This is a genomic window from Stenotrophomonas maltophilia group sp. P373 (genome assembly GCF_053295075.1).
This window is the reverse complement of record NZ_CM129994.1, coordinates 832,475-858,642: the sequence shown is the minus strand read 5'-3', so window position 1 is coordinate 858,642 and position 26,168 is coordinate 832,475. Positions and strand designations below refer to the sequence as shown.

Sequence of the window (26,168 nt, the reverse complement as noted above, 5' to 3'; positions counted from 1 at the left end):
CTCCACGACGGCTTCACAAAATCATCAAGCGGCATTGACGATCCTGTCTGTGCAGTAGCGGCGGACGTTGCGCCGCCACCGGTGCCGATGTCCGCCCCCTGCCCTGAGACCTGCCATGCCGGCCGAGGCCGCTCCTGTACGCCGACTCGCTCGCCGCTCGCTCCGCGTCCATGCCCTGTTGATCGGCGTGGTGGTGCTGGCGACCCTGCAGGCCGGACTGTTGCTGTCGGCCGGCTCGCAGCTGTTGAACGAAGAGCGCAGCAAGATCGAGTACCACTTCCGCCGCCTGGACGGCACGTTGCGCGAGCAGGAGCGCTTCCTGCGCCAGTGGCGGCTGCATGATGTCGGCGTACGAGGGCAGCCGGTTGCCGATGCCAGCGTGGAACTGCAACGCGGTCCGTTGTACACCAACTTCGCGGTGATCGGGAACGAGGGGACCGGTCGTTCGCCACCGACCGAGCTGGGCGACCGGTTCCTGCGCTTCTACGGTACGTTCTGGTCCGCTTCGCGCTACCCACCACCGCAATGCCTGCTGGTCGATGGCCAGGGCACACGCGGGCTGCTGGCACCGGTACAGATCGTCGGTACCGATGCGAGCCAGAACAGCCCGCATCACCTGCGCCCGGCGATCACCGACATCCACCGCGCACTGGGTACGCGGCCCACGCTGCAGCGCGGCGGCATCGCCTGGGTAAGCGTGCCGTGGCGCGACCGGCAGACCTGGCTGCTCGCCATCGCCCACGCCCCGCAGGATGCGCGCCTGTGGGGGGAGGACGGCAAGGATTCGCAGGCCGCGCTGGCGTGCCTGCTCGATCCGGCACGCGTCGATGACTACCGGCAGGTGCTGGGTGTTCCGGTGTTCCAACGGCTGTCGCTGTTCGATGCCGATGGCCAGCGCCTGCTGGGCGATGCTGCAGATGCCAGCAACGCTGGCACCTCCTGGCAGGCAGGCCTGGGAGGCCTGCAGTTCCGCATGCGCAGCGAGCGCGGCTGGCTGGCGGTCTACCACGTCAGCTGGCGGCAGGTATTCCAGCACCCGCAGGGGCCGCTGCTCGGTGCGACGGTGGTGGCCCTGCTGCTGGCACTGGGTGGCACGCTGGTGCTGCGCGCGTATCGGCGTTCGGTCATCGAGCCGCTGCGCAGCAACCACGCGCGGCTGCTGGAAAGCGAAGCCTTCAGCCGCACGATCCTGGACAACGCGCCGATCGGGCTGTGCCTGCTGCGCCGTACCGATGGCAATGTGCTGCTGGACAACACCCTCGCCCGCCGCTGGCTGGGTGAAGACCATCATACTGGAGGCTGGCACGGCCCCTGGCGGCGCAGCGTGCTCGCCGCTGGGGGCACCACGCTCGGCGATGGGCTGGCCTACACCACGCCCGAAGGCCGCCACCTGCTGGTGACGGCGACGCCGGCGCGCTACCGCGGCGAGCCGGCGGTGCTGTGCCTGTTCATCGATCTCAGCAGCCAGCACGAAGCCGAGCAGGTACTGCAGCAGGCGCGCCGTGCCGCCGACCAGGCCAACCGGGCCAAGAGCCAGTTCCTGGCCACCATGAGCCATGAGATCCGCACGCCGCTATACGGCGTGCTCGGCACCCTCGAACTGCTCGGGCTCACGCCACTGGATGCGCGTCAGCGGGACTACCTGGGGACGATCCAGCGTTCGTCCTCGACGCTGATGCAACTGATCAGCGACATCCTCGATGTCAGCAAGGCCGAGGCCGGGCAACTGAGCCTGGAACCCAGCCCGTTCGATCCAGTGCATCTGACCGAGGATGCGCTCGACTCGTATGCTGCCGCGGCCGCCAGCAAGGAGCTGCAGTTCTACGCCTGCATCGATGCCGACGTGCCGCCCGTGGTGTGCGGTGATGCGGCACGGATCCGCCAGATACTCAACAACCTGATCAGCAACGCGCTGAAGTTCACCGACAGCGGACGCGTGGTGGTGCGCGTCTCGGCACGCTGGCAAGAGCAGCGCTGCTGGCTGCAGTGGCAGGTCGCCGATACCGGCATCGGCATTGCCAGCGAGCACCAGGCACACCTGTTCGAGCCGTTCTTCCAGGCCAACCCGGGCACCGATGCGATGCGCGGCACCGGCCTGGGCCTTTCCATCTGCGCGCATCTTGTGGCGTTGATGGAAGGCCAGCTGCGCGTGGTCAGCGAGAGCGGCCTGGGCAGCAGCTTCAGCGTCGAACTGCCGCTGCCCACGGCGCCGTCCGATCCGCAGCAATCTCCTGCGCCGCAGTTGCCTGCGGGCCTGCAGGTACAGGTGCGCGGCGGTGTGCGCGAGCTGGTCCAATCGCTGTGCGAGCGCCTGCAGCAGCGCGGTGCACTGGCCAGCGTGTACCGCGATGAAGGCGCGGCGGGCTTGCCGTCGTCCACCGTGCTGCTCGACCTCGTCCTGGACGACGCGTTGCCCGAGTGGGTGGATGGACCGCGTGTGGTTGCCTGCCGCGAAGGCGGCGTCCGGCCACGGCAGATCGATGGCGCCTGGCAGGTTGGCCTGCACCGGTTTGACGCGATCGTGCTCGCATTGGCTGCCGCCAGTGGCCAGCCACTGGCGGCCAGCACCGAAGGGCGCCTGCCGGCGACGCGCCGTTTCGGCCTGCAGGTGCTGGTGGCCGAGGACAACCCGATCAACCAGGCGATCCTGCGCGACCAGCTGGAACAGCTCGGCTGCCGCGCCGTGGTCGCCAGCGACGGCAATGAAGCGCTGGGCTACTGGCAGCAGGACGAGTTCGCGCTGGTGCTGACCGACCTGAACATGCCGGGGCTGGATGGCTATGGCCTGGCCCGTGCCTTGCGGGTGCGTGGTGCCCGCGTGCCGATCCACGGTGCCACTGCCAACGCCGACCCGGCCGAACGCCAGCGCTGCCAGGAATCGGGCATGCAGGGCGTGCTGGTCAAGCCGATCACGCTGGAAGCGCTGCAACGCCTGCTGATCCAGATCACCCGGGGCGATGCAACGGTTGCCGCGCCACCGCAAGGACCGGAATCCACCGATACGCGCGATGATGATCTCCCGCTGCAGGTTCCCGCGAAGATGCAGGCGTTGTTCGTGCAGACCATGCAGGCTGACCTGCACAGCCTGCGCCAGTCGATTGCCAGCGCCGATCCCGCGCGCGTGGTGCAGGTACTGCATCGCATCCGTGGCGCACTGGTCATCGTGGGCGCACCCACGCTGGTGCACAGCGGCCTGCAGATCGAGCACAGCCTTGCTGGCGGCGATGACCTGGCCACCCAGGCGGCGTCGCTTGCCCGCTTCCAGCGACGCCTCGAACAGCTGTTGCAGCCGCTGCTTGATGCGGCCTCCCCTCCCCCACCTGACGACCCGACCCCGCCATGACCACACGGATCCTCATCGCTGACGACCACCCGATCGTGCTTGCCGGCATCCGCGACGTATTGGCCGGGGAACTTGACCTGGACGTGGTGGGCGAAGCGGCCGACCCGGCGACGCTGATCGAATTGATGACCCGGACCCGGCCACAGGTCGTGATCACCGACTACAGCATGCCGGGGGGCGACCGCTTCGGTGACGGCATCAAGCTGATCTCGTTCCTGCGCCGCAGCTTCCCGGAGACGCGCCTGCTGGTGCTGACGATGGTGTCCAATCCGTCGTTGGTTGCAGCGATGTATGCCGCCGGTGCGGGCGGCGTCGTGCTCAAGAGCCATGGATTGGGCAGCCTGGTACAGGCCCTGCGCGTGGTGCTGGCCGACCGCGTCTACCGGCCGCCGGGCCTGCTGCCGGTCGCGGCGAGCGAACCAGCCGACGCCGATGCGGTCCGTGCGCGCCTGTCGCCGCGCGAGCTGGAAGTGATCCGGCTGTTTACCGGCGGCATGAGCGTGGGCGACATCGCACGCCAGCTGCAGCGCAGCGCCAAGACGGTCAGCACGCAGAAGATCAGTGCGATGCGCAAGCTCGGCGTGGACAGTGACCAGGCACTGATCGAGTACTGCCTGCAGGCCTCGTTGTTCGCCTGAGGCCCACTCCAGGCTGAATCCTGCAGGCCCCGTACGAGGGCCTGCGACGGCTTTAGGAAACGCCTGATTCCATAGGACAGTGCCGATTTCTAGGCTGGACGCATCCCGCCATGGTGCGCCTGCCGGCAGCAACCGCGTCGCCGTGGGGGACGGAAGCCCGGTGGCGCCTGCAGCTGCCATCGCGTGTGGCTTCCGCAGCGACGCGGCCCTGCCGCGCCAGTCCGCGCAGCCCTGCTGCGCCCTGCCACAGGAAGTCCAACAGCATGTATGCCTCCCCCCCTCGGCGCCGCCGTGCGTCCGGGCGCGCGCGCCTCGCGCCTGCTTCCCTCCTTCCCAGCCTGCTGGCAACCGCCCTGTGGGCGGCACTGCCGGTCCACGCCGCCGATCTGACCGGGCCCCTGCAGGTCAGCGATGGCAACAGCCTGCAGCTCGGTGCCGATGATGTCCTCACCCATGGCTCGGGCAGCTTCGCACTGACCGTCACCGGCGCTGGCAGCAGCGCACTGATCGACGGCAGCCGCATCAACGTGACTGGTAATGGCAGCGCCGTGTCTGCCGCCAATGGCGGCCAGGTACAACTGCGCGGGGCGACGCTGTCGATCGCACCGGCCACCGGTGTTGGCTTCTACGCACTGTATGCCAATGGTGCCGGCAGTGTGATCGATGCGCGCGATGTCGACATCGATGCCACGCGCAACGGCAGCGGATTCGGCGTCGTACAGGCCTACAACGGTGGCGTTGTCCACTACACCGGCGGCCGCATCGCGATGACCGGCGGCGTCGGCACCCTGATTGGTGCCTCCGGCAAGGGCAGTGAAGCGCACCTGGACAATCTGCAGATGAGTGCCGACAGTGGTGCCCGCCTGCGCGCCGACAGCGCCGGCCTGCTGACGATCCGCAACAGCCGCATCACTCTCGCCCCCGGCGGCATCCTCGCGGGCGTTGCCGTTGATGGCGCGGGCAGCCGTGCCGAGCTGTACGACACCTACATGGACGGCGGCTGGTTCGATATCGACAGTGGCGGCAGCGTGCTGCTGGAGAACGTGGAAGCGCACTCGGTGGGCGGCAGCATGCGCCTGCTCGGCAGCCGCATCAGCAAGACCTATTCCAGCGCGGTGATCAACGGCGGCAGCTTCTACACAGTCGGTGGCTATGGCGTGAACATCAACAGCTGGGGCCAGCTGACCGCCCGCGATGCCGCGTTCGATGTCCGCGACGGCTACTCCGGATTCTGGCTGGCCAGCGATGAGTCGCGCCTGCAGCTGACCGACAGCACCATCGACACCTGGACCGACACCTACGGCTACGGCGTTGAGATCGCTGGCGGGGTCGCCACCGTGCAGGGCGGCCGGATCACCACGCACGGCGATGCGACCTATGGCGTACGCGTGACCGGTTCCACCGGCAGCACCGCCAGTCGCATTGAAGCCACCGGAAGCGTGATCGACGTGCGCGGCAACGGGGGTGGCGGCGTGTTCATCGGTGGCTCCACCGCCACCGCGCTGCTCGACACCGTTGCGATCCGCGGCGACGGCGAGAACGTGTTCGGCATCGTGCACATGAACACCGCGCGGTTGACCCAGGCCGACCGCCTGGACATCCGCATGACCGGCAGCAACAGCGGCGGCTACCGCTCCTACCTGACTGCGTTCGGCCCGTACTGGAACCGCGCCACCTTCAATGACAGCCACATCGAGACCGCCAGCGGCGCCGCGTTCTGGCTGCAGGGCAGCAACCATGCGTTGACCGTCAATGGCAGCGATGTGACCGCAGGCGACGGCAGCGGGCGCCTGCTGCGCGTCAGCGACACGGTGTTCACCGATGGCAGCAGCGTGGCGACCAGCCGCATCGACTTCAGCGCCGACGCCAGCACGCTGCGCGGTGACGTGGTGGTCGACAGCGCAACGGCTGACGTACGCATGGTGCTGGGCAACGGCACCACGTTCAGCGGTGCTCTGCGCAACGACTCCGGCTACCAAGTCGCACAGCTTGCGCTGGATGGCAGCAGCCAGTGGAACGTGCGTGCCAGTTCCAGCGTCGGCGCGCTCGAACACGCCGGCACCATCGCCTTCGATACCCCGGGGGCAAGCGGCTTCAAGACCGTCACTGTCAGCGGCGACTATGTGGGCAACGGGGGCCAGTGGATCTTCAACCGTGCACTGGGTGACGACACTTCGCTGGGCGACCAGCTGGTCATCAATGGCAACAGCAGCGGCACTGCCAGCGTGAGCGTGCGCAATGCCGGCGGTGCCGGTGCACTGACGCAGGAGGGTATCCGCCTGATCACCGTTGGCGGCCAGTCCGATGCACAGTTCAGCCTGCAGGGACGCGCGGTCGCCGGTGCCTACGACTACTTCCTGTTCAAGGGCGGCGTGTCGACCCCGGATGATGGCAACTGGTACCTGCGTTCGGAATACGTGCCACCCGTCGATCCGCCGGAGCCGCCGGAACCGCCGATTGATCCGCCGCAGCCACCGGAACCGCCGGTCGACCCGCCGTCACCGCCGGAACCACCGGTCGACCCGCCGTTGCCGCCGGAACCGCCGATCGACCCGCCGCGCCCGCAGGTGGAACGCCCGGAACCGGCGGCTTACCTGGCCAACCGCAACGCCGCGCTGGGCATGTTCCGGCACAGCCTGCACGACCGCGCCGGTGACCCCGCCGCCGAGGCCGGCGCCAGCAGCGATGCCGTGGCCTGGATGCACCTTCGCAGCGCGCAGCCCGACAGCCACGACCGCAATCGCCAGGTCCAGGTCGATGGGCAGATCAGCAGCGTGCTGGTCGGCGTCGGCCGTCGCTTCGAGGTGGGCGGCGCGGGCGAACTGCAGGCAGGTGCGATGCTCGGCCACGGCCGCGCGCGCAGTGACAGCCGCTCGCAGGTGACCGGCTACACCGCGCGTGGCGTGGTCACCGGCACCAGTGTGGGTGCCTATGCCACCTGGCTGCAGGATGCACGCATGCAAGGCGGCGCCTATGTGGATGGTTGGCTGCAGTACGGCCGCTTCCGCAACAGCGTGCAGGGCGATGGACTGCAGAAGGAACGTTATGACGCCCGCAACTGGAGTGCATCGGCCGAAGCTGGCTATGTGCTGCCCCTGCGGCGCACCGCGCAGCGCGGCATCTACCTGCAACCGCAACTGCAGGTGGTGCACAGCCGCTATGACAGCGACCGCGTGGTCGAGGCCAACGGCACGGTGGTCGAGGACCGCGGTGGTGACGAGACCAGCACTCGCCTCGGCCTGCGCCTGTACAGCCGTGGGTTGAGCGCGGCGCAGGGCCAGGTGCATCCGTACGTGGCAGTGAACTGGTGGTCCGGCGGCAATGGCGCGGGCCTGGCGATGGACGGTGAACGGCTGCAGCGGCAGTTGCCGCGCGACATCTACGAGGCCAAGGCCGGTGTACAGGTGGATCTGTCCGGCGGCTGGCGCGGCTGGGGCGAACTGAGCCGGCAGAGCGGCGGCATGGGCTTCCGCGACGTCGGTGCCCAGCTGGGCGTGTCGTACACCTGGTGATGCGGGAAGTGCCCGGCAAGGGAGTGCCGGGCGCTTTTTCCACATGCCGCGTGGAAAGCGGTGGGAGTTTGGTGTGGACAAGTGGCGGTGAGCTCCACGCACCAAGCGTTTCAGGGAGTGGCGTTCTTTTGTCCACGCCCATGCGCGGTTTTCCACATCCGCCGTGGAGAGTGGTTGGGATTTGGTGTGGACAAGTGGGTGCGAGCATTGCACCGCAGGCGTTTCGAAGCGTGGTGAAAATTTGTCCATATTGCACAGGCAACCTGGCAGAGCCGAGCCCACGCTCTGCTGATACCCCCCTGAGCCGAGCGTAGGCTCGGCTCTACAGGGGAGCTGTGCGGTTTTCCACATGTGGCGTGGAAAGCGATGGGAGTTTGCTGTGGACAAGTGCCGGCGAAGGTCACGCCGCAAGCGTTTCGCAGTGTGGTGATTTTTTGTCCATCGCCGGAAACGCGAACGCCCCGCACAGGGCGGGGCGTCCGGGGTCGATCCGTTGCCGCCGGATCAGACGTTGAAGCGGAAGTGCAGGATATCGCCTTCCTGCACGCGGTATTCCTTGCCTTCCAGGCGCAGGCGACCTGCTTCCTTGGCGCCGGCTTCGCCCTTGTACTTGATGAAGTCGTCATACGCGATGGTTTCGGCGCGGATGAAGCCCTTCTCGAAGTCGGTGTGGATGACCGCGGCGGCCTGCGGGGCAGTGGCGCCCTTGCGCACGGTCCACGCACGGACTTCCTTCACGCCAGCGGTGAAGTAGGTCTGCAGGCCGAGCAGGCTGTAGGCCGCGTTGATCACGCGGTTCAAGCCCGGCTCGCTCAGGCCCAGGTCGGCCAGGAAGGTATCGCGGTCTTCGTCGTCGAGCTGGGACAGCTCTTCTTCGATCGCGGCCGACACCGGTACCACCTGCGCGCCTTCTGCGGCGGCATGCGCGCGCACGGCTTCCAGGTGCGGGTTGTTCTCGAAACCGTCTTCCAGCACGTTGGCGATGTACATCACCGGCTTCAGGGTGAGCAGGAACAGGTCGCGCACCAGCGCCTTCTCTTCCTCGTCCAGGCCGGCCGAGCGGCCGGCCTTGCCCTCCGACAGCGCCGCCTGCAGCTTGGCCAGCACCGGCTTGCGCGCCGCTGCATCCTTGTCGCCGCCCTTGGCCGCACGCTCGGCACGGTTCAGTGCCTTCTCGACGCTGTCCAGGTCGGCCAGCGCCAGTTCGGTATCGATGGTTTCGATGTCCGAGATCGGATCGACCTTGCCGGCCACGTGCACGATGTCGCCGTGCTCGAAGCAGCGCACCACGTGAGTGATCGCATCGACTTCGCGGATGTGTGCCAGGAACTTGTTGCCCAGGCCTTCACCGCTGGCGGCGCCGGCTACCAGGCCGGCGATGTCGACGAACTCGACCGCGGTCGGGATGACCTTCTGCGGGTTGATGATGCCCGCCAGCTCGTTCAGGCGCGGATCCGGTACCGGCACGATGCCGACGTTCGGCTCGATGGTGCAGAACGGGAAGTTCGCCGCGGCGATACCCGCCTTGGTCAGCGCATTGAACAGGGTCGACTTGCCGACGTTGGGCAGGCCGACGATGCCGCATTTGATACCCATGGGTGACAGCTCTCTGGGGTGAAAGTGATTGGGGAAACAGCGACCTGGGCGCTGCTTTTCCAATCATTCTCCGTACCGACCAACGGTCGGTACCTACCGGATTGGTTGGTTCCGTACCGACCAACGGTCGGTACCTACCGGCTACTTCGGGGTGTGCAGCCGCTTCATCGCTTCGTTGAAATCGCCCTGCACCGCCAGCGGCATCACGTCGATCGCATCATCGATGGCGCGTGCAATCAGCACGTCGTCGTCCTTCGACGGGCGCCCCAGCACCCAACCCACCACGCGGTCCTTGTGGCCGGGATGGCCGATGCCCACGCGCAGGCGATGGAACTTGCCGTGGCCGAGCAGGCGGATGGTGTCGCGCAGGCCGTTCTGGCCGCCGTGGCCACCGTCGAACTTCAGCCGTGCCGCGCCGGGCGGCAGGTCCAGTTCGTCGTGGGCCAGCAGGGTTTCCTCCGGCTCGATCTTCCAGAACCGCTGGGCGGCGGTGACCGACTTGCCGCTGAGGTTCATGAAGGTGGCGGGCTTGAGCAGCCACACCGTCTGCCCGGCGATCTCGACCTTGGCGGTCTCGCCGAACAGCTTGCTGTCCACATTCCATCGCGCACCAGCTTTTTCCGCCAGGGCCTCAACGAAATGAAACCCGGCATTGTGCCGGGTCCGGGCGTGTTCCGATCCTGGGTTGCCCAGACCGACGATCAGTCGCAGTCCTGCCATGGTTCCTTCCAGTACGGTGCCTGCCCGGAGGCAGGCACCGTAACGGTATTACTCGGCGGCAGCCGCTTCTTCGTCAGCCGCGTCGGCCTTGCCGGCCTTGGCGGTGACGATGGCGTCGTCGTGGTCCTTGCCCAGCGCCAGCGCCGGGATTTCCACGCCCTTCGGCAGCTTGATGTCGGACAGGTACACCACGTCACCGGCCTTCAGCTCGCCCAGGTCGACTTCGATCGACTCCGGCAGGTCCTTCGGCAGGCAGGTGATGGTCACTTCCTTCAGTTCGTGGGTGACCACGACGTCGGCAGCCTTGCCGGCCGGCGAGGTGTCTTCGTTGACGAAGTGCAGCGGGACCGAAGCGGTCAGGGCTTCGTTCTCGTTCACGCGCTGGAAGTCCAGGTGCATGATCAGCTGCTTGTACGGGTGGCGCTGCATGTCACGCAGCAGGACCTTCTGCACCTGGCCATCCAGGTTCAGGTCCAGGATCGAGGCATAGAACCACTCGTTCTGCTGGGCCAGCCAGATTTCGTTGTGGTCCAGGCTGATGGCGACCGGCTCGGCGTTGCCGCCGTACACGATGGCCGGGATCACACCGGCGTGACGCAGGCGGCGGCTCGCACCCTTACGCTGCAGTTCACGCTTGGTGACCTTGATTTCATGGGTCTTCGACATTTTCGACTACTCAGGTTGTTGCCTCGCCTTTTGGCGTGGCGGTTGAAGATGCTTCCGCGACCAGAAGCACCCGGGGTATGTCCCCGCCGTTGCCGGCAGGGACGAAAAACTCAGTCGACGTACAGCGAGCTGACCGACTCGCCGAAGGCGATGCGGCGCATCGTTTCGGCCAGCATTTCCGCCACGCTCAGCTGGCGGATCTTGCTGCACACCCGCGCGGCGTCCTTCAGCGGGATGGTGTCGGTCACCACCAGTTCGTCGAGCTGGGAATTGGTGATGTTGTCCACCGCCGGGCCCGACAGCACCGCGTGGGTGCAGTAGGCGGCGACCTTGAGCGCACCGCGCGCCTTCAGGGCAGCGGCAGCGGCGCACAGGGTGCCGGCGGTATCGACGATGTCATCGACCATGACGCAGGTCTTGCCTTCGACGTCGCCGATGATGTTCATCACGGTGGAGACGTTGGCGCGCGGGCGGCGCTTGTCGATGATCGCCAGGTCGGCGTCATCCAGGCGCTTGGCCACCGCACGGGCGCGGACCACGCCGCCCACGTCCGGCGAGACGACGATCAGGTTCTCGGTGCCGTAGGCGCGCCAGATGTCGGCCAGCAGCAGCGGGGACGCATACACGTTGTCCACCGGAATATCGAAGAAGCCCTGGATCTGGTCGGCGTGCAGGTCGACGGTCAGCACGCGATCAGCGCCCGCGGTGCTGAACATCTTGGCCGCCAGCTTGGCGGTGATCGGCACGCGCGAGGAGCGCATGCGGCGATCCTGGCGCGAGTAGCCGAAGTACGGCACCACGGCGGTCACGCTGGCCACCGATGCGCGCTTGAGCGCGTCGATCAGCACCAGCAGCTCCATCAGGTTTTCCGCGCTCGGCGCGCAGGTCGGCTGGATCACGAACACGTCCTGCTTGCGGACGTTCTCTTCGATCTCCACCTGCACTTCACCATCGGAGAAGTGCGAGACCAGCGCCTTGCCCGGGCGAACCCCCAGTTCCTTGCAGATGTTCTGCGCCAGACGTTTGTTGGCGTTGCCGGAAAAGACCAGCAGGTTCGGGGACTCTTGCATCATGATTGTCTCGGGCGGGGACGAGTGGCGGGGATCCGGGGGCGGCAAGGACCCGGATGGACCCTTGCTGCTGACAACACCGCGGTTGTTTCCACGTCCCGCGCGGGCGATGCGCTGGAAGGCGCGGACACAGCCGCTATTGGCAGGGGCGGTAGGATTCGAACCTACGAATGCCAGGATCAAAACCTGGTGCCTTGGGCCTCTTGGCGACGCCCCTGCATTGATAAATCAGTGTTGCTCGAGTGCATCCAGCAGTGGCGAACGCGCAACGCCCGCTGCCACCCTTGCCCGCAACTCCTTCGGCAATTTCGACCGTCCCTGCTCTGCAGCAGACTGCGACGCGAATTCGACGAAACAACCACTTCCCGAACCGGTCAGCCGCGCCGTGCCGATGTCGCTCAACGCGGCAAGCGCTGCCTCGACGGCAGGCTCACGGCGGCGCAGCACCGGCTCGAACGCGTTCCCGACCAGGGTCCCGGAAGCGAAGTCCTCTATTTTCGCCACTGGGCTGTCGCGCGTCAAATCCGGGTCTGCAAACAGGGCCGGCGTGGGAACATGAACGCCCGGTTCAACCACCACATACCAGGCCGGCGCCAGCGTGATCGGCTGCAGGCGCTCGCCCACCCCTTCGGCCCAGGCGTTGCGGCCGCGCACGAACACCGGCACGTCGGCGCCCAGGCGCAGGCCCAGCGCGGCCAGGGCATCTTCATCCAGGCCGGCATGCCAGAGCCGGTTCAGTACCACCAGTACGGTGGCCGCGTCGGACGAACCGCCGCCAAATCCACCACCGGCAGGAACGTGCTTTTCGACGATGATGTCAGCACCTTGCGCAACCTTCGCCGCTTCCTGAAGCAGACGCGCGGCGCGCACCGCCAGATCATCGGCCTCGGCCACGCCGGCCAGGCCCTCGCCCTGCCGGCGCACCTGGCCGTCTTCACGCAGGCGCAGGCCGATGCGGTCCCCCCAGTCCAGCAGGCGGAACACGGTCTGCAGTTCGTGGTAGCCGTCGGCCCGGCGGCCGGTAATGTGCAGGAACAGGTTCAGCTTGGCCGGGGCCGGCCACCAGGACCAGCCCGCGTCGTCGACTGCCCCGCTCATGGCGTGCCCTGCCCCCACTCGTCCACCAGCAGGCGCACCTTGGCGTCACCGTTGCTGGCCTCGATCCGGCGCGGCAGCGCCGGCCGTCCGGCGTCGGCCGGGTACCAGTCCAGGTACTGTACCTGCCAGCCCATCTGCTGCATGCGGCGGGGCCGGCCTTCGCCGTCGCGTTCGACCGTCTCGGGGCCGGCGGCGTCGCCGGCCACCAGGCCACGGATCCACTCCGGCAACTGGTTGACCGGAATGTCCCAGCCGGTCGCTTCCAGCAACAGCTGCTGGGCGTCCTCGCCGTCGCGCGGACCGCCTGCCAGTCCTTCCAGGCGGCCAGCTTCGGAATGGGTGTCACCGGTCAGCTTCCAGCTCTGCCGGGTCACCGGCGCGCTCAACTCCACCACGTAGCGGCGGCCTTGCTGCTTCCAGTCGATGCGACCGCTGCCGCCGTCCTTGCCCTTGCTGACCGCGACCCGGCCCTGGAAGGCCCAGTCCGGCTGTGCATGCAGGGCGGCCACGCGCGCCGCTTCGGCCTGCGCCGCTTCGGCCGAGACCGTCTCGACCACCGCCGGTGGCGGGGTCTTCTGCGTGCCCACGCTGGTACAGGCGGTCACCGCCAGGGTCGCAGCCGCCAACAGCAGCGGCCGGATCAGGGAAACACTCATGGATTGAATTTCTCGCGGGCGCGCAGCAGCGCGCGGTTTTCAGGGTCGAGCTTGGCCGCTTCGTCGAAGAAGTGGCGGGCCTCGTCATGCTTGCCCAGCACCCACAGCACCTCGCCGACATGGGCGGCGATCTCCGGGTCCTTGGCCAGGGTCCAGGCCCGGCGCAGCTGCACCAGCGCTTCGTCCTTGCGGCCCAGGCGATACAGCACCCAGCCATAGCTGTCGACGATGGCGGCGTTGTCCGGCTCGGCGACGCGGGCGCGGTCGATCAGCTCCAGCGCCTCCTGCAGGCGCCCGGTACGGTCAGCCAGGGTGTAGCCCAAGGCATTCAGGGCCGGCACGTTTTCCGGGTCGGTCACCAGGATCTTGCGCAGGTCGGCCTCGGCGCGCGGAATATCGTCACGACGCTCCCAGGTGAGCGCGCGGGCGTACAGCAGGCCATTGTCATCCGGGTAGGCGGCCAGGCCGCGGGCCAGCGCATCCAGCTCGCCAGCACTGTCATCGCCGCGCTGGCGTAGCTCGGCCTCCAGCAGATACGCGTCACGGCGCACATCATCATCGACCACCGCGTCGGACTGGATCGCGTGCACCTCATCCAGTGCCTGCGGCAGCCGTCCGGCCAGGGCCTGGGCGTTGGCCGCACGCAGGCGCGCCTCGCTCAGCTCATCACCGCCGGGCACACTGTGGTACCACTGCACCGCCTCGGGATAGCGCTTCAGGTATTCGGCGATCTTGCCCAGCAACAGGCGCTGCGCGGGGTCCGGCTTGGCCGCCTGCCGCGACAGTTCGTTGTAGAGGTTGGACAGCGCCGCCTTGTCGCCCTGCTTGGCCAACAGTGAAGCGCGCATGCCCCAGGTCTGCACATCCTGCGGGCCGAATGCCAGTACGCGCTCGGCCGCAGCCGGTTGCCCCAGGCTGTCGTAGGCGATGGCCACCGCATTGCGCAGCTCGGGGTCCTGCCGTGTCTTCGGCTCGACGTCGTGCAGCAGCGACAAGGCCTTGTCGGTCTCGCCGGCCTGCTGCAGCTGGCTGGCACGCAGCAACGCTACGCGCGGTTCTTCGGGGAAGCGCCTGACCACTTCATCGATCATGCGCCGCGCCAGGTCGGGCTTGTCCATGCGCAGGGCGAGGCGGCCGAACTCCTGCCAGGCCTCGATCTTCGGCGGAATCGCATTGGCATCGACCAGCTCGCCGAGCACCTGCGCCGGCACCGCCGGGTCGCGGCCACCGCCGATCAGCGCGGCCAGGGCGAACTTCCAGCCGCGCTCGTCGGGGTCGGCCAGCAGCGCCTGCAGTTCAGTGCGGGCGGCCTTCACATCGCCCTGGCGCATGGCCAGCGCACCGGCGGCGCTGCGCATGGTCAACGAACGCGGGGCGCGCTGCTGCCACAGGGCCAGGCCCTTGGCGGCGCTGGCGTCATCATTGGCAAGCATGGAGATACGGGTCGCGCGCTCGGCCAGGCCAGCGTCGCCGTCGGTCTGCTGCGCGGCCTGCAGGTACCAGCGCGCGGCCTCGGCCAGCTTGCCGGCCTGCAGGGCGAACTCACCGGCCATCACCGGCTCCAGCGCCAGTTCCCCGGTGGCCGCGGCCCGCACGGGGGCCCTGGCCGGCACCGCCGCCAGGGCCTGGGCGCAGGCCAGGGACAGCAGCAGAACACTGGGGATGCGAATCAATGCGGGCATCGTCGGCATCGGGGCCTTAAAATGTCGTCCAATGGCCAGCAGCTTATCGCAAGCAACTGAACAATGACCCTGTGGGTGCTCGGACTGAATCACCAGACCGCACCGGTAGAGCTGCGCGAGCGCGCGGCCTTCGCCGGTGAGGCGTTGCCGCGTGCGCTGGGCTCGCTGCGCGATACCCCGCAGATCGCCGAGGCGGTCCTGCTGTCGACCTGCAACCGCACCGAGCTGTACGCCGTGGCCGAGTCGGCACAGGCGCTGGACCAGTGGCTGCGCAGCCAGGCCGGCGACCTGCAGGGCTATCTGTACCAGCATGCCGATGCCGAGGCCGTGCGCCACCTGTTCCGGGTCGCCACCGGGCTGGACTCGATGGTGCTGGGCGAACCGCAGATCCTCGGCCAGGTGAAGGACGCCTGGTCGACCGCGCGCGACCATGGCCTGCTCGGCCAGCGCCTGGACCGCCTGTTCCAGCAGACCTTCTCGGTGGCCAAGCGGGCGCGCACCGATACCCAGGTCGGTGCCAACCCGGTATCGGTGGCGTCGGCCGCGGTGCGCCTGGCGCAGAACGCGTTCGCCCGGCTGGACGACTCCACCGTGCTGCTGGTCGGGGCCGGCGAGACCATCGAGCTGGCTGCACGGCACCTGAGCGAAGGCAAGGTGCGGCGGCTGCTGATCGCCAACCGCACCCTGGCCCACGCGCAGGAACTGGCCAGCCGCCATGGCGGCGTGGCCCTGCCGCTGACCGAACTGGACCGCCACCTGGGCGAGGCCGACGTGGTGTTCTCGGCCACCGCCGCGCGCGAGCCGGTGATCCATCGCGAGATGGTGGCCAAGGCCCTGCGTGCACGCCGGCACAAGCCGATGCTGCTGTTCGACCTGGCCGTTCCGCGCGACATCGAAGCCGAGGTCGGCACGCTCAACGATGCCTTCCTCTACACCGTCGATGATCTGGAACGCGCGGTGGAAGACAACCGTCGTGGCCGCCGCGAGGCCGCCGCCGAAGCCGAGGCGATCATCGACCTGCAGGTATCGCGTTACGTCGAGACCCAGCAGGCCAGTGCCCATCAGGCGCCTTTGCGGCAGCTGCGTGCGTTCGGCGAGGCCACCCGCGCCGAGTTGCTGGAGCGCGCACGCCAGCAGCTGGCCAACGGCAAGCCCGCCGACGAAGTGCTGGAACTGCTGGCCCACGGCCTGACCAACCGCCTGCTGCACCCGCCGACCGCCGCACTGCGCGCCGCCGCGCTGAGTGGCGATGCCGACCTGACCCGCGCCGCCGAGCGCCTGTTCCCGGCCACGCCGGGCTACCGCCACCCACCCGTGAGACCCGATGACGCCGACCCTGCGCCGTAAGCTGGAAGCGCTGGCCGAGCGCCGCGAAGAACTGGAACGCCTGCTCGCCGAACCCGATGTGGTCGCCGACAACACCCGTTTCCGCGACCTTTCGCGCGAATTCGCCCAACTGGAGCCGGTCGCTGCCGCGCTCGCCGATGAAGCCCGTGCCAAGGCCGACCTGGCCGCCGCCGAAGGCATGCGCACCGACCCCGACCTGCGCGAGCTGGCCGACGAGGAAATCGCCGCCGCCCAGGCGCGCCTGCAGGAGCTGGAACAGGAACTGGCCCTGTTGCTGGTGCCGCGCGATCCGCGCGACGAAGGCAACCTGTTCCTTGAAGTACGCGCCGGCACCGGCGGCGACGAAGCCGCGATCTTCGCCGGCGACCTGTTCCGCATGTACGCCCGCTATGCCGAGCGCCAGGGCTGGAAGGTCGAGATCGAATCGGACAACCCCGGCGAGCATGGCGGCTACAAGGAAGTGGTGGCACGTGTGGTCGGCCGGGGAGCGTTCTCGCGCCTGAAGTTCGAATCGGGCACGCACCGCGTGCAGCGCGTGCCGGCCACCGAATCGCAGGGCCGCATCCATACCTCGGCCGCCACCGTGGCGATCATTCCCGAGGCCGACGAAGTCGATGACATCGTCATCAATCCGGCCGACCTGAAGGTGGATACGTTCCGCTCGTCCGGCGCCGGTGGCCAGCACGTCAACAAGACCGAGTCCGCGATCCGCATCACTCATGTGCCAACCGGCGTGGTGGTGGAGTGCCAGACCGAGCGCAGCCAGCACGCCAACCGCGACAAGGCGATGAAGCGCCTGAAGGCGCAGCTGCTCGATGCCGAGCGCCAGCGCCAGGACGCGGCACAGGCCGAGTCGCGGCGCCTGCAGGTCGGCAGCGGCGATCGCAGCCAGCGCATCCGCACCTACAACTTCCCGCAGGGCCGGATCACCGACCACCGCGTGGAAGGCCTGACGTTGTACGACCTGCCCAACATCCTGGCCGGTGACCTCGACCCACTGCTGCAGCGGCTCAGCCACGAACACCAGGTCGACGCCCTGGCCCAGCTGTCGGCGGGCTGAGCACGATGACGGCCTGGCAGCAGCGGCAGCACCTGCAGCAGGCGATCGCACGCCAGCCCGGCGACTTCGTCGCCTGGGTGATGCTGGCCGACCTGGAACTGGAAGCCGGCGACATCGCTGCCGGCGAGCAGGCCGCACGACACGCCCTGCAACTGCGCCCGAACCACCCCGAAGCGCTGGCGCGGCTGGGCCGCGTGGCGTGGATGGCCGGCGCGCACACCGACGCGGCGAAGCTGCTCGGCCAGGCCTCGGCATTGGCCCCGCAGCACCCGGGCATCGCGCTGTGGCTGGGGCATGCGCTGGAAGATGCCGATGATGCCGAAGGCGCAGCAGCGGCCTATCGCCGCGCGCACGCGCTGATGCCGGGCGAACCCTACATCGCGGCCCAGCGCCTGGCCTGGCAGCGCCGCCTGTGTGACTGGCAGGACGTGGACACGCTGGCTGCGCAGGTACGTGCCGCGCTCGCTTCCGGGCAGGGTGCAGTGGAACCTTTCGCCTTCCTCAGTGAAGACGTAAGCGCTGCGGAGCAGTTGGCCTGTGCGCGCGCACGCGCGGCGGTCGTTGCGTCGGCGGTGCGCCCCCTTCCTGCAGTGAAGGTTCGCGAGCACGGCGCGTTGCGCGTCGGCTTCCTCTCCAATGGCTTCGGCGCGCATCCCACCGGGCTGCTGACCGTGGCCCTGCTCGAACACCTGCGCCATGACCCGGCGCTGCAGCTGCACCTGTTCGCGCTGAACCGCGCCGATGGCAGCCGCATCCGCGAACGCCTGCAGGCCGCCACCCGGCTGCATGAGGTGGCCGCACTGCGGCATGCCGATATCGCGGCCCGCATACGTGCACAGGGCATCGACCTGCTGTTCGACCTGCGCGGCTGGGGGGGCGGCGGCACGCCCGAAGTGCTGGCCATGCGCCCGGCCCCGTTGCAGCTGAACTGGCTGGCCTACCCCGGCACATCGGGTGCGCGCTGGCTGGATGCCGTGGTCGCCGACGAATTCGTGCTGCCGGCATCGCTGGAACGTCACTTCAGCGAACGCGTCCTGCGCCTGCCACGTGCCTTCCAGCCCTCGGACAACACCCGCGTACTGGAACCGGCACCGTCCCGCGCCGAGTGCGGGCTGCCCGAACACGGCGTGGTGTTCTGCTGCTTCAACAACAGCTACAAGCTCAACCCGCGCAGCATGGGCCGCGCCTTCGCAGTGCTGCAGGCCGTGCCCGGCAGCGTGCTGTGGCTGCTGTCCGGGCCCGGCAAGGCCGATGCGCGCCTGCGTGCGGCCGCGCAGGCCGCCGGCCTGGATCCGGCGCGCCTGGTGTTCATGGCCAAGCTGCCGCATCCGCAGTACCTGGCCCGCTATCACCTGGCCGACCTGTTCCTCGACACCCATCCGTACAACGCGCACACCACCGCCTCCGATGCGCTGTGGGCCGGCTGCCCGGTGCTGACCTGCCCGGGCGATACCTTCGCCGCGCGCGTGGCCGGCAGCCTCAACCATCATCTGGGTCTTTCGCGGATGAACGTTGCCGACGATGCGGCGTTCATCGCCACCGCCAGCGCGCTGGGCAACGACCCGGTGGCGCTGGCAGCGTTGCGTGCCGAACTGGCGCAGGCACGCGAAGACAGTGGTGTGTTCGACATGGCCGGTTTTGCCCATGACCTTTCCGCCCTGCTGCAGACGCTGGCGGGCGAGCAGGGCTGGCAGGGCGTCGACACCCCCTGAGCAACCCCTGCGTTACGCTCCGGCTTCCTCCCCGCGTGGTGTGACGATGGCCAAGCTCAAGCGCAAGGACTACGACGAACTGCTGCTGCCGCTGCAGCTGGAACTGACCGCAATGGCGCGCTGGGTGCAGTACAGCGGGCAACGCCTGCTGGTGCTGTTCGAAGGCCGCGATACAGCTGGCAAGGGCGGCGCGATCCAGGCCATCAGCCAGCATCTCAACCCGCGCCAATGCCGGGTGGTGGCGCTGCCCAAGCCCACCGACCGTGAAGCCACGCAGTGGTACTTCCAGCGTTACGCCGCGCATCTTCCCGCCGCCGGCGAGATCGTGCTGATGGACCGCAGCTGGTACAACCGTGCCGGTGTTGAACGGGTGATGGGTTATTGCAGCGAAACCGAATACCAGCAGTTCCTGCGCCAGGCGCCGGTGTTCGAACAGCTGCTGGTGGACGACGGCATCCTGCTGTTCAAGTACTGGTTGTGCGTGGACCAGGAGCAACAGGAAAAACGCTTCGCCGAACGCCATCTCGATCCGCTGAAGGGCTGGAAGCTCTCACCGGTCGACCTGAAATCGCGCAGCAAGTACAGCGCGTACACCGAGGCACGCGAGGCGATGCTGCGCGCGACGCATCGCGAGGCGGCGCCGTGGACGCTGGTGGACTTCAACGACCAGCGACTGGGGCGGCTGACGCTGGTGCGCAACCTGCTGGACCGGTTGCCGGACACGCGGGTGGACGCACCGTTGCCGGAGCTGCCGAAGCTGAAGGGCAAGCTGCATCGCGAGCACTACGATGTGCTGAAGCCGATCGAGGATTTCCCGGTCGAGGGATAGGGTTGGTCGGCAGGGCTTGCGGCCCTGCACCTGCCGAAGCCAGAGCAACGGCAACAGCCGGCTCTGGGAGTTTTGCTTGTTGGCTGGGGTGGTGTGGGTTGGCAGGACACGCCGTAAACCCATCCATGGGGGCTCGATGGCGCCATCCATGGCGCCAACGGTCCTGCCAACCCACACCACCCCATCCCCGACGGATTTCCGGTGACGGAGGTAGATCCACGCCATGCGTGGATGAATCTCCATTGAAATCGAATATTTCGACAATTGAACGAAGAGCATCCACGCATGGCGTGGATCTACGTGTCGACCAGGGTCGACACCCACCGAGAGCAGGCCATGCATTCCGACAGATCGCGGCGAACTGTCGAAGGCGGGGTGGGTCCGGTTGCGGGGGCGTGAGCCGCATGGATGCGGCGACCGAGCTTACATGGACGTACTTGCAGCGGCCCCCGCAACCGGACCCACCCCGCCATCCCTCAGGAGACCCGCCGTTGCTTCGGCTGTTGCTCTTGCTGTTGCCTTGGCTCGTAGCGGGTGCAGGGCCGCAGGCCCTGCCGACAAACCCACTACTTGGCAGCCGCGATCTGCTTTTCGATGTCGGCTGCGGTCACCGGGCCAAGGAACGTGTGCGCCAGCTTGCCCTGCGGGTCCAGCAGATGCGTCAGCGGCAGGCCACGCGGCGTGGCGAAGTCGGCCGGCGGATCGAACGGGTCCACGATCACGATCGGATAGGTCACCGGATGCTTGGCCAGGAACGACTGCATCTCCGGCACTTCGATGTCCTCGTAAGCCAAGCCGACCACTTCGATGTTGCTACGCATCGCATGCAGGGCCGACAGCTCGGGCATTTCCTTGCGGCACGGCGCGCACCAAGTGGCCCAGAAGTTCACCACCACCCACTTGCCGCGATGCGCGGCCAGGTCGTAGTCGCTGCCATCCACCGCCTTCATCTTCAGCGTCGGGAACTCGGCGGTGGTGCGCTCGGCCGGGGTTTCCTCGACCGGTGCCGGCGTGCTCGGCGTCGGTGCCTGCGCCGGTGGCTGGCTGCTGGCCGGTGCCGGCTCCTGGGCCGGTTTGCAGGCCGCCAGGGCCAGCAGCAGGGTCAACGGGAGCAGCAGCGGCAACGACGTCTTGCGGGTCATGGGGTGTCTCCAGAGTCGGTATAGATATCACTGACCTTGCGCTTCAGGCGTTCGCGCAGGGGCAGTCGCAGGTCATCCAGCGCCGCCAAGGCGGCACGGCCCAGGCTGTCGTCGCGGTACGGGAGGTGCTGCTCGGCTACCGGGATGCGCAGCTGGGTGCATTCGTAAAGATCGGCCAGGCTGACCTGGTCCAGGTCGCGCGACAGCAGCCACTCGCCGCGCTCATCGCGGCGCAGCAGGTCGATCTCCTGCAGGTTGCAGATCAGGTCCTGCAGCAGTGAATCGGTCAGCATCGGCTCCAGCCGCAGGATCTCGTCATCGGCCAGGCCTTTGCCCTTGGCCCGTGCATGCTGGAAGCGGCCAAGCAGGCGCAGCAGCCCATAGAACTCGTACCCCTGCGGCAGGCGCAGCTCGACCGGCTGGTAGCGGAAGGCGGCCATCGAGGAGGCCAGCGACGCACCCAGCAGCACCGCCACCCAGCACAGGTAGATCCACAGCAGCAGGATCGGCACGAAGGCGACCGTGCCATACAGCTTCTGATAGGACTGGAAGCTGCCCAGATACGCGCCGATGCCCCACTTCACCAGTTCAAGGATGACCGCCGCCAGGATCGCGCCGGGCACGGCATGCCGCCATTTCACCGTGTGGTGCGGTACCACGCGGAACATCAGCGTGATGCAGACGAACTCGATCAGGATCGGTGCCAGCCGCAGCGCCAGTTCGGCCAACCAACGGCCCTCCTGGGTACCGAACAACGGCATCGCGAACACCCTCGCCGATACTGCCAGCGATGCGGCGGCAAGCATCGCGCCCAGGGTCAGCACGGTCCAGTAGACCAGGAAGCGGGTCAGCTTGGGCCGGCTCGAGCCGACCCGCCAGATCTGGTTGAAGGTCTCTTCCACGCTGTTGAGCGTGATCAGCAGTGAGGCGACCAGTGCGATGAAGCCGGCGGCGGTCAGCTGGCCGGCACTGGCCGAAAACTGCCGCAGGTAACCCTCGGCCGCGCGCGCCGCGGAGGGCACGAAGTTGGAGAACACGTAGTCGCTGAGCTGATCGCTCCAGCGGTCGAAAACGGGAAAGGCCGAGAGCACGCCGAATACCACGATGGCCAGCGGCACCAGCGCGAACACCGTGGTGTACGCCAGCGCCGCCGCTGCCTGGAACAGGCGGTCGTCGAGGAAGCGATGCCACAGGAAGCGGCCGAAACTGATGGCCCGTGCGCGATCCCGCGCGCGCTCCATCCACAGGTTGAGCGTATCCAAAGGTTCCATCGGTGGAAGGGTACCCGATGCGGAATGCTCGCAGGATAGCCATACTGGTGGCCACACGACGAGGAGAAGCGGGCACGATGGGCGAGATTCTGGTGCTGTATTACAGCCGGGGCGGTTCGGTGGCACGGCTGGCGCGCCAGATCGCGCGGGGCATCGGCGAAGTGCCGGGCATGACCGCGCGCCTGCGCACGGTGCCGCCGGTGGCCGCAGTGACCCAGACCGCGCAGCCGCCGGTACCCGAAGATGGCGCCCCCTATGTAAGCGTGCAGGACCTGGTCGAATGCCAGGGCCTGCTGCTCGGCAGCCCGACCCGCTTCGGCAACATGGCCGCGCCGGTGAAGCATTTCCTGGATGGGCTGGGCGCCGAATGGGTCAATGGCACCCTGTCCGGCAAGCCGGCTGGCGTGTTCACGTCCACCGCATCCATGCATGGCGGCCAGGAATCGACCCTGCTGTCGATGCAGGTGCCGCTGCTGCACCATGGCTGCGTGATCGTCGGCATCCCGTTCACCGAACCGGCGCTGAGCCATACCACCAGTGGCGGCACACCCTATGGCGCCAGCCACGTCGCCGGTGCCGCCGACGACCCGCAGCCGACCGACGACGAAGCCGTGCTGGCGCGCGCGCTGGGGCGCCGGGTGGCCGGCATCGCGCAGCGGTTGGCCCGATGAGCGCCGCGCCGCGCACGGTCCTGCTGCTGGCCCTGATGGGGCTGGCCGCGCTGTTCGCGGGCTGGTTCATCAATGACAAGCACTGGCTGGCGACCCAGCTGGTGTTCACCGCGCCGCCGCTGGCGCTGGCCATCGCCGTGCGCCTGGGCTGGCGCAAGGCCGGATTCTGGGCCTCGGTACTGGCGCTGGGCTGGTTCAGCCACGGCGTGATGAGCGCCTGGAGCCACCCGGAAACGCGCTGGCTGGCGCTGATCGAGATCGCGCTGGCCCTCCTGGTGATCTTCAGCGCCAGCCTGCCCGGCCTGCGCGCCCGCTTCGGCAAGCAACGCTGACGCTGCGCCCGCTGGGTCGTATCATCTGCATTCCTGGCCCCGCGCCGCAGTACCTGTCCTGGTTTCGCGCATGCACATGATGGAAGAGCTCCTGGTCGTCACCACCGGTGGCACGATCGACAAGATCTACTTCGACGACAAGTCGGACTACCAGATCGGCGATCCGCAGATCGGCATGATCCTGCGCGAGCTGGGCGTGACGTTCCGCTTCAACGTGATTCCGATCCTGCGCAAGGATTCGCTGCACATCAACGATGAGGACCGCGAACTGATCCGCGCCACCATCGCCGCGCAGCCGACCCGGCACGTCCTGGTGACCCACGGCACCGACTCGATGGTGCACACCGGCAAGGTGCTGGCGACAATCCCCGACAAGACCATCGTGATGACCGGCGCACTGAGCCCGGCACGCTTCCGCGGCTCGGATGCCGAGTTCAACATCGGCTGTGCGATCGGTGCGGTGCAGTCGCTGCCGAGCGGCGTGTACATCGCGATGAACGGGCGGATCTTCGACCCGCAGCACGTGCGCAAGAACGTGGCTGCGAACCGCTTCGAGTCGGTCTGAGGAACCGCGTGCCGACCAAGGTCGGCACCTGCCAGAGCACTGTCCTTGTAGTGCCGGGCCATGCTCGGCAACCGCGTGCCAGCGTGGCACAACGGTCGGCAGCCGGAGCAGCCGAGCATGGACTCGGCTCTGCAGAAGCGAAAACGCCCCGGCCGAAGCCAGGGCGTGCCCTTGGAGAGGGACTTGGGCTCAGTACTGGGCGTTGAGGGTCACGCCCGAGAAGGTGCTGTAGGCCTTCACCCGCACATACCATGTGCCGGCGGCAGGGCTGTTGATGGTGCAGGTCTCGCTGTTGCCACTCAGGTACGGACGGCAGGTGTAGCTGGTATCGGTCGGGGCACTGCCCTGGCGCACGTACAGGTCGGCATCGCCGCTGCCGCCACTGATCGTCACGCGCAGCTGGCTGCTACCGGCCGGAACGGCGACGGTGTAGTTCAGCTCGGCACCGGTTGCGGCGCCCAGGCCGGTCACCGGCACGTTGTTCTGCAGCACGTTGCCACCCGGGTTCGGGTTGCCACCGCCGTTGATCGCCGCAGCCACGGCCGCGTTGGCGTCGACGATGCCGGCGCCGCAGCCACCCGAGCAGGCGCCCGGCAGCGGGCGTGCAGTGCTCTTGATGATGCTTTCGACCTGCGCCGGGCTCAGCGGGCTTGGCGCGACCGACTGCATCAGCGCAACCACGCCGGCCACGTGCGGCGCCGCCATCGAGGTGCCGTTGTACGACGCGTAGCTGGCGCTGCCAGGCGTGGTGGTGCCGGTGTTGAGGGTGGACAGGATGCTCTGGCCCGGTGCTGAGATGTCGATGCCGGTGCCGTAGTTGGAGAAGCTGGCACGCGCACCGGCCGAGGTTGTGGCCGCCACGGCAATCACGTTCGGGCAGTTGGCCGGCACCGACGAGGACACGTTGGTGTTGCTGTTGCCGGCGGCGACCACCACGGTGGTGCCACGGCTGACCGCGCCGTTGATGGCGTTCTGGTAGGTGGTGGAGCAGCTGCCGCCACCACCCAGCGACATGTTGATGACTTCGGCCGGATTGGCGTTGGCCGGCACGCCACTGACGGTGCCGCCAGAGGCCCACACGATCGCGTCGGCGATGTCGGAGGTGTAACCGCCGCACTTGCCCAGCACGCGCACCGGGACGACCTTGGCATTGAACGCAGTACCGGCCACGCCGGTGCTGTTGTTGGTCACCGCCGCCACAGTGCCGGCGACGTGGGTACCGTGCCAGCTGGAGTTGGAGGCCGGGATGCCCGAGCCGCACTCGTTGGCGCCGTACCAGTCGCCCTCGTCATTCGGGTTGTTGTCGCGGCCACCGCCATCGCGCGCCATCGCGGCATCGCTGATGAAGTCATAGCCAGGCAGGATGTTGGCGTTGAGATCGGGATGGTTGGTGATGCCGGTATCGATCACGGCCACCACCACGCCGGTGCCGGTAGCCTTGTCCCAGGCCGGCTGCACGTTGATCGACGCGTTGGAGGTACCGAAGCCCCACTGCTCGCTGAAGCGGGTGTCATTCGGGGTCAGCGTCGCACGCATGATCTGGTCGACTTCGACGTATTCCACGTTCGGGTCGGCGGCGAGCTTGCGCATCAGCAGCTCGGATTCGGCCTGGTCAAGCGGCCGATCGGTCCTGACCAGGGTCGGGCCAACGGCCAGCTTGCGGACCTCCTGCAGGCCCAGCGCGCGGCCCTGGCTGCTGGCCAGGCCGGCGGCGGCACTCTTCAGCGAAGAGGCCAGTGCGGTGGTGTTGGCCACTGGCGCACTACCGTCGCGGTACTTCACGATGAAGCGCTGGTGCGTCGGCGCGGACTGCAGGCCGCTGAGCTGGACGTCACCGGCCAGCGCAGGCGTGGCCAGCAGCAGCGATGACAGAACGGACGCACCAAGGACCACCCACACTCGACGCACACGCGGTTGCGTTACCTGGGACATCGTATTTCCCTTTCTTGTGGTGTGAATGCCGGAATCGGCAGAAGCACCGGCCCGAACCCTGGGCTGGCTTGCGTTGGCGAGGTTCGAAGTCCGGCGAGTCAGCGGATCCCCCTAACGATCCGCCGTGCAGATGACGCTAATGGCCGAAACCGGACACCACAAGATTTTCAGCGTCTTTTCAGCAAGATGAAATGTTCGTTCTGAGACTTTTCGGGTCGAGGGTTTGTGAAGGTGAAGGAACTTTCTCGTGTTCTGCACAGACCTGACTGGGTCGTCACGTGTCCTGGAATGACTTTGCCGACATCGGCGTCCACCGATCCGGGGTC

General features: G+C 67.8%; 20 protein-coding genes and 1 tRNA gene. 10 read left to right on the top strand and 11 right to left on the bottom strand.

All coding sequences use genetic code 11. The features are described 5' to 3' along the window. The first annotated feature begins 115 nt into the window (after positions 1-115). From ACSYHF_RS03875 to ACSYHF_RS03865, 3 genes are all read left to right on the top strand, one after another. A complete protein-coding gene (locus ACSYHF_RS03875; RefSeq protein WP_329916066.1) occupies positions 116-3,343 on the top strand; it encodes a hybrid sensor histidine kinase/response regulator in 3,228 nt (1,075 codons plus the stop codon). Beyond that, positions 3,340-3,981, top strand: coding sequence for a response regulator (locus tag ACSYHF_RS03870; protein ID WP_049416983.1), 642 nt, complete (start codon positions 3,340-3,342; stop codon positions 3,979-3,981). The genes ACSYHF_RS03875 and ACSYHF_RS03870 overlap by 4 nt, the downstream gene beginning before the upstream one ends. 263 nt (positions 3,982-4,244) lie before the next feature. After that, positions 4,245-7,493, top strand: a complete 3,249-nt coding sequence (locus ACSYHF_RS03865) for an autotransporter family protein (protein WP_447576095.1) — start codon at positions 4,245-4,247, stop codon at positions 7,491-7,493. 504 nt (positions 7,494-7,997) lie between these two features. Here ACSYHF_RS03865 and ychF read toward each other — a convergent pair. The 8 genes from ychF to ACSYHF_RS03825 form a co-directional block, all read right to left on the bottom strand. Further along, positions 7,998-9,089, bottom strand: coding sequence for a redox-regulated ATPase YchF (gene ychF, locus ACSYHF_RS03860; protein ID WP_005415403.1), 1,092 nt, complete (start codon positions 9,087-9,089; stop codon positions 7,998-8,000). Between the two features lie 141 nt (positions 9,090-9,230). Continuing rightward, positions 9,231-9,809 (bottom strand): aminoacyl-tRNA hydrolase, encoded by a 579-nt coding sequence (pth, locus tag ACSYHF_RS03855; RefSeq protein WP_065178965.1) that lies wholly within the window; start codon positions 9,807-9,809, stop codon positions 9,231-9,233. Between the two features lie 48 nt (positions 9,810-9,857). After that, positions 9,858-10,475: a 50S ribosomal protein L25/general stress protein Ctc gene (locus ACSYHF_RS03850; protein WP_005415401.1), complete on the bottom strand. Its 618-nt coding sequence runs from the start codon at positions 10,473-10,475 to the stop codon at positions 9,858-9,860. 110 nt (positions 10,476-10,585) lie between these two features. Further along, positions 10,586-11,545 (bottom strand): ribose-phosphate diphosphokinase, encoded by a 960-nt coding sequence (locus ACSYHF_RS03845; RefSeq protein WP_005415400.1) that lies wholly within the window; start codon positions 11,543-11,545, stop codon positions 10,586-10,588. A 140-nt stretch (positions 11,546-11,685) separates the two neighbouring features. Beyond that, positions 11,686-11,762: transfer RNA gene (locus ACSYHF_RS03840), tRNA-Gln, on the bottom strand. A gap of 11 nt (positions 11,763-11,773) precedes the next feature. Further along, a complete protein-coding gene (ispE, locus tag ACSYHF_RS03835; protein WP_065196902.1) occupies positions 11,774-12,643 on the bottom strand; it encodes a 4-(cytidine 5'-diphospho)-2-C-methyl-D-erythritol kinase in 870 nt (289 codons plus the stop codon). Then, positions 12,640-13,299, bottom strand: coding sequence for a lipoprotein insertase outer membrane protein LolB (gene lolB / locus ACSYHF_RS03830; RefSeq protein ID WP_065178968.1), 660 nt, complete (start codon positions 13,297-13,299; stop codon positions 12,640-12,642). Before lolB ends, ispE begins: the two co-directional genes overlap by 4 nt. Next, positions 13,296-14,981 (bottom strand): tetratricopeptide repeat protein, encoded by a 1,686-nt coding sequence (locus ACSYHF_RS03825; protein WP_181452197.1) that lies wholly within the window; start codon positions 14,979-14,981, stop codon positions 13,296-13,298. Before ACSYHF_RS03825 ends, lolB begins: the two co-directional genes overlap by 4 nt. A gap of 63 nt (positions 14,982-15,044) precedes the next feature. Here ACSYHF_RS03825 and hemA point away from each other — a divergent pair, with 63 nt between their 5' ends. The 4 genes from hemA to ppk2 are packed head-to-tail and all read left to right on the top strand — an operon-like array spanning position 15,045 to position 19,929. After that, positions 15,045-16,328 carry a glutamyl-tRNA reductase gene (gene hemA, locus ACSYHF_RS03820; RefSeq protein WP_005415395.1) on the top strand — a complete coding sequence of 428 codons (1,284 nt, stop codon included), beginning with the start codon at positions 15,045-15,047 and terminating at the stop codon, positions 16,326-16,328. Then, positions 16,306-17,388 (top strand): peptide chain release factor 1, encoded by a 1,083-nt coding sequence (gene prfA / locus ACSYHF_RS03815; protein ID WP_188247890.1) that lies wholly within the window; start codon positions 16,306-16,308, stop codon positions 17,386-17,388. Before hemA ends, prfA begins: the two co-directional genes overlap by 23 nt. Before the next feature lie 5 nt (positions 17,389-17,393). Beyond that, entirely contained in the window at positions 17,394-19,100 is a 1,707-nt protein-coding gene (locus tag ACSYHF_RS03810; RefSeq protein WP_447576094.1) for an O-linked N-acetylglucosamine transferase, SPINDLY family protein, read from the top strand. Between the two features lie 46 nt (positions 19,101-19,146). Next, a complete protein-coding gene (gene ppk2 / locus ACSYHF_RS03805) occupies positions 19,147-19,929 on the top strand; it encodes a polyphosphate kinase 2 (RefSeq protein WP_049439764.1) in 783 nt (260 codons plus the stop codon). A gap of 566 nt (positions 19,930-20,495) precedes the next feature. Here ppk2 and ACSYHF_RS03800 read toward each other — a convergent pair. Continuing rightward, positions 20,496-21,071, bottom strand: coding sequence for a TlpA family protein disulfide reductase (locus tag ACSYHF_RS03800; RefSeq protein WP_053501043.1), 576 nt, complete (start codon positions 21,069-21,071; stop codon positions 20,496-20,498). Then, positions 21,068-22,342 (bottom strand): YihY family inner membrane protein, encoded by a 1,275-nt coding sequence (locus ACSYHF_RS03795; protein WP_005415390.1) that lies wholly within the window; start codon positions 22,340-22,342, stop codon positions 21,068-21,070. The genes ACSYHF_RS03800 and ACSYHF_RS03795 overlap by 4 nt, the downstream gene beginning before the upstream one ends. A gap of 77 nt (positions 22,343-22,419) precedes the next feature. Between ACSYHF_RS03795 and wrbA the strand changes: the two genes are divergently transcribed. The 3 genes from wrbA (at position 22,420) to ACSYHF_RS03780 (ending at position 23,910) form a co-directional block, all read left to right on the top strand. Further along, on the top strand, positions 22,420-23,013 hold the full coding sequence (gene wrbA / locus ACSYHF_RS03790; protein WP_053501045.1) for an NAD(P)H:quinone oxidoreductase: 594 nt from the start codon (positions 22,420-22,422) through the stop codon (positions 23,011-23,013). Next, positions 23,010-23,345 carry a DUF2069 domain-containing protein gene (locus tag ACSYHF_RS03785; RefSeq protein ID WP_005415388.1) on the top strand — a complete coding sequence of 112 codons (336 nt, stop codon included), beginning with the start codon at positions 23,010-23,012 and terminating at the stop codon, positions 23,343-23,345. Before wrbA ends, ACSYHF_RS03785 begins: the two co-directional genes overlap by 4 nt. A 79-nt stretch (positions 23,346-23,424) precedes the next feature. After that, positions 23,425-23,910 (top strand): asparaginase domain-containing protein, encoded by a 486-nt coding sequence (locus ACSYHF_RS03780; RefSeq protein ID WP_053501049.1) that lies wholly within the window; start codon positions 23,425-23,427, stop codon positions 23,908-23,910. Positions 23,911-24,099: 189 nt separating this feature from the next. Here ACSYHF_RS03780 and ACSYHF_RS03775 read toward each other — a convergent pair whose 3' ends face one another. Beyond that, positions 24,100-25,842 (bottom strand): S8 family peptidase, encoded by a 1,743-nt coding sequence (locus tag ACSYHF_RS03775; RefSeq protein ID WP_053501047.1) that lies wholly within the window; start codon positions 25,840-25,842, stop codon positions 24,100-24,102. Positions 25,843-26,168: the final 326 nt, after the last annotated feature.

Bases quoted from the DNA above. Each gene is read 5' to 3' on its own strand.
- ACSYHF_RS03875 (WP_329916066.1), top strand. From the start codon at position 116: ATGCCGGCCGAGGCCGCTCCTGTACGCCGACTCGCTCGCCGCTCGCTC.
- ACSYHF_RS03870 (WP_049416983.1), top strand. From the start codon at position 3,340: ATGACCACACGGATCCTCATCGCTGACGACCACCCGATCGTGCTTGCC.
- ACSYHF_RS03865 (WP_447576095.1), top strand. From the start codon at position 4,245: ATGTATGCCTCCCCCCCTCGGCGCCGCCGTGCGTCCGGGCGCGCGCGC.
- ychF (WP_005415403.1), bottom strand. From the start codon at position 9,089: ATGGGTATCAAATGCGGCATCGTCGGCCTGCCCAACGTCGGCAAGTCG.
- pth (WP_065178965.1), bottom strand. From the start codon at position 9,809: ATGGCAGGACTGCGACTGATCGTCGGTCTGGGCAACCCAGGATCGGAA.
- ACSYHF_RS03850 (WP_005415401.1), bottom strand. From the start codon at position 10,475: ATGTCGAAGACCCATGAAATCAAGGTCACCAAGCGTGAACTGCAGCGT.
- ACSYHF_RS03845 (WP_005415400.1), bottom strand. From the start codon at position 11,545: ATGCAAGAGTCCCCGAACCTGCTGGTCTTTTCCGGCAACGCCAACAAA.
- ispE (WP_065196902.1), bottom strand. From the start codon at position 12,643: ATGAGCGGGGCAGTCGACGACGCGGGCTGGTCCTGGTGGCCGGCCCCG.
- lolB (WP_065178968.1), bottom strand. From the start codon at position 13,299: ATGAGTGTTTCCCTGATCCGGCCGCTGCTGTTGGCGGCTGCGACCCTG.
- ACSYHF_RS03825 (WP_181452197.1), bottom strand. From the start codon at position 14,981: ATGCCCGCATTGATTCGCATCCCCAGTGTTCTGCTGCTGTCCCTGGCC.
- hemA (WP_005415395.1), top strand. From the start codon at position 15,045: ATGACCCTGTGGGTGCTCGGACTGAATCACCAGACCGCACCGGTAGAG.
- prfA (WP_188247890.1), top strand. From the start codon at position 16,306: ATGACGCCGACCCTGCGCCGTAAGCTGGAAGCGCTGGCCGAGCGCCGC.
- ACSYHF_RS03810 (WP_447576094.1), top strand. From the start codon at position 17,394: ATGACGGCCTGGCAGCAGCGGCAGCACCTGCAGCAGGCGATCGCACGC.
- ppk2 (WP_049439764.1), top strand. From the start codon at position 19,147: ATGGCCAAGCTCAAGCGCAAGGACTACGACGAACTGCTGCTGCCGCTG.
- ACSYHF_RS03800 (WP_053501043.1), bottom strand. From the start codon at position 21,071: ATGACCCGCAAGACGTCGTTGCCGCTGCTGCTCCCGTTGACCCTGCTG.
- ACSYHF_RS03795 (WP_005415390.1), bottom strand. From the start codon at position 22,342: ATGGAACCTTTGGATACGCTCAACCTGTGGATGGAGCGCGCGCGGGAT.
- wrbA (WP_053501045.1), top strand. From the start codon at position 22,420: ATGGGCGAGATTCTGGTGCTGTATTACAGCCGGGGCGGTTCGGTGGCA.
- ACSYHF_RS03785 (WP_005415388.1), top strand. From the start codon at position 23,010: ATGAGCGCCGCGCCGCGCACGGTCCTGCTGCTGGCCCTGATGGGGCTG.
- ACSYHF_RS03780 (WP_053501049.1), top strand. From the start codon at position 23,425: ATGGAAGAGCTCCTGGTCGTCACCACCGGTGGCACGATCGACAAGATC.
- ACSYHF_RS03775 (WP_053501047.1), bottom strand. From the start codon at position 25,842: ATGTCCCAGGTAACGCAACCGCGTGTGCGTCGAGTGTGGGTGGTCCTT.